This window comes from Mesorhizobium sp. M7A.F.Ca.CA.004.12.1.1, assembly GCF_003997835.1.
In the GTDB taxonomy this organism is placed as follows: domain Bacteria; phylum Pseudomonadota; class Alphaproteobacteria; order Rhizobiales; family Rhizobiaceae; genus Mesorhizobium.
Map to the genome: position 1 here is coordinate 1 of NZ_RZRK01000832.1, position 2,640 is coordinate 2,640.

General features: G+C 63.1%; 2 protein-coding genes and 1 pseudogene. All 3 read right to left on the reverse strand.

Features of this window, described 5'->3' with window-relative positions:
• A pseudogene (locus tag EN984_RS30365) lies at nucleotides 1-447 on the reverse strand (amino acid ABC transporter permease); the annotation flags it as partial.
• Nucleotides 448-456: 9 nt separating this feature from the next.
• Nucleotides 457-1,644 carry an amino acid ABC transporter permease gene (locus EN984_RS30370; RefSeq protein ID WP_127268987.1) on the reverse strand — a complete coding sequence of 396 codons (1,188 nt, stop codon included), beginning with the start codon at nucleotides 1,642-1,644 and terminating at the stop codon, nucleotides 457-459.
• 62 nt (nucleotides 1,645-1,706) lie between these two features.
• A partial coding sequence (locus tag EN984_RS30375) for an amino acid ABC transporter substrate-binding protein (protein WP_164765753.1) occupies nucleotides 1,707-2,640 on the reverse strand: 934 nt, incomplete at its 5' end.

Below are 2,640 nucleotides of genomic sequence, written 5' to 3' on the forward strand. Positions count from 1 at the left end.
CACGAAGAACAGCAGCACCGCATTCAGCCCTTTGCGCGGCACCTTCGGGATAAGCATCGGCACCAGCAGCGCCACGAACAGGATAGCGACCAGGATCGGCCGCCAGCGCTCCTCGATGGGATAGCGGCCGAGCATGAACTGGCCGAATTTGGCGTTGACGAAAGCCCAGCAGGCGCCAGTCCAGCCGTCCGGCTGGATGCCGCCCTGCGCCACCGTGGCGCATACGGTCCGGTCCGGTCCCGTCCACACGGCGTTGATGAACGCCCAATTGGTGATTTGCGGCAGGATCATCGCCACCAGGGCGATGCCGACGATCGTCAAAATGGTGTCGCCGGCAGAAGCGATCAAGTTCTTGCGCACCCATGCGCCGAGGCCGGTGACGCTGGCGGGCGCCGGCTGCGCCAGCACCATTTCGGTGCGCACCCAGGACATATCATGTTCTTGCATGTCCTTACCTCACCTCTCCACCAGCGCCATCTTGGCGTTGAACCAGTTCATCACAAGCGAGGTCAGGAGGCTGATGGCGAGGTAGATCACCATCATGATCACCACGCCCTCGACGGCCTGCCCGGTCTGGTTCAGCACCGTCCCGGCGGTCGCCGTCAGGTCCGGATAGCCGATGGCGATAGCCAGCGACGAGTTCTTGGTCAGGTTGAGATACTGGCTGGTCAGCGGCGGAATGACGATGCGCATGGCCTGCGGCACGACGACCAGCCGCAGGATCGATCCGGACCGCAAGCCCAACGCACCGGCAGCTTCCGTCTGGCCCGCGCTGACACCCCTGATGCCGGCGCGCACGATCTCGGCGATGAAGGCGGCGGTATAGCAGGACAGCGCCAGATAAAGCGACAGGAACTCCGGCCGGACCTGGAAGCCGCCGGTCAGGTTGAAAGTCGACTGCTTCGGGTAGTCGAAGCTCAGGGGAAAGCCGCTCAGCGCATAGGCGAGCAGCGGAAGCCCGACGATCAGCGCGGTGGACGTCCAAAACACTGGAAATTGCTGGCCGGTCGCCATCTGCCGTTGCCGCGCCTTGCGCGCGACGAACCACGCCATGGCGATGCCGACGAGCAGGGCGACGAAGATCAGCCATGAGCCGTCGCCCCATACGGCGCGTGGGAAATAAAAACCGCGCTGGTTGAGGAAGGAGCCGAACGGCAAACCGATGCTGTCGCGCGGCGCCGGCAGCACGGCCAGCACGCCGGAATACCAGAAGAAGATGACCAGCAGCGGCGGGATGTTGCGGAAAACCTCGACATAGACCGTGCAGATCTTCCTGATCAGCCAGTTCTGCGAGAGCCGGCCGATGCCGATGACGAAGCCAATGATTGTCGCGGTGATGATGCCGACGATGGCGACGATCAAGGTATTGATGAGGCCGACCAGAATCGCGCGGCCATAGGTCGAATCCGACGAATACGCGATCGCGCTCTCGCTGATGTCGAAGCCGGCGCGGCCCTTGAGGAAGCCGAAGCCTGAAGCGATGCGCAGCCGCGTCAGGTTGTCGATGACGTTGTGGGCAATCCACCAGACGCCCGCCACCAGCAGCACGACGACCAGCACCTGGAAGAATATGCCCCGGATTTTCGGATCGTTGATGAAGGAACCGCGGCTGGGCTCCTCGCGAAGTACTTCCTGCGATGCCATTCGACCGTCCCTGGAAAGAGAAACCGGGAGGCAGATGATCTGCCTCCCGGATCACATTTCGATCAGCGGATCGGCGGCGCGTATTGCAGGCCGCCCTTGGTCCACAGCGCGTTGATGCCGCGCGCGATCTTCAGCGGGCTGCCCGAGCCGACATTGCGCTCGAACATTTCGCCATAATTGCCGACGGCCTTGACGATGTTGACCACCCAGTCATTGGAGACGCCGAGATCGGTGCCGATCTTGGTATCGGCTTCCTGGCCGAGCACGCGCTTGATCTCGGGGCTTGCCGAGTTCTTCATCTCCTCGACATTGGCCTTGGTGATGCCGAGCTCTTCAGCCTGCAGCAGCGCGAAATAGGTCCACTTGACGATGTGATACCACTGGTCGTCGCCCTGGCGAACGGCCGGTCCGAGCGGCTCCTTGGAGATGATCTCGGGCAGCACGACGTGGTCGGCCGGCGCTCCCAGCGTCAGGCGGATGCCGTAGAGGCCCGACTGATCGGTGGTGTAGACGTCGCAGCGGCCGGCATCATAGGCGGCGTTGACCTCTTCCAGCTTCTCGAAGACGACGGGATTGTACTCCATCTTGTTGGCCTTGAAGTAGTCGGCGAGGTTCAGCTCGGTGGTGGTGCCGCTCTGCACGCAGACGGCCGCGCCCGAAAGCTGCAGGGCCGAATTGACGCCCGGCAGCTTCTTGGCGTTGATCATGAAACCCTGGCCGTCATAGTAGGTGACGCCGATGAAGTTCAGGCCAAGCGCCGTATCGCGGTTGATGGTCCAGGTGGTGTTGCGCGACAGGATGTCGATCTCGCCCGACTGCAGCGCGGTGAACCGCTCCTTGGCGCTGAGCGGCGTGAACTTGACCTTGGAGCCGTCACCAAAGACGGCGGCCGCGACAGCGCGGCAGAAATCCGCATCGATGCCTTGCCAGTCACCCTTGTCGTCCGGCGCCGAAAAGCCGGCAAGGCCGGTGGAGACGCCGCACTGGATGAAGCCC

Coding starts and splice junctions, on each gene's coding strand:
- EN984_RS30370 (WP_127268987.1), bottom strand. CDS start 1,644: ATGGCATCGCAGGAAGTACTTCGCGAGGAGCCCAGCCGCGGTTCCTTC.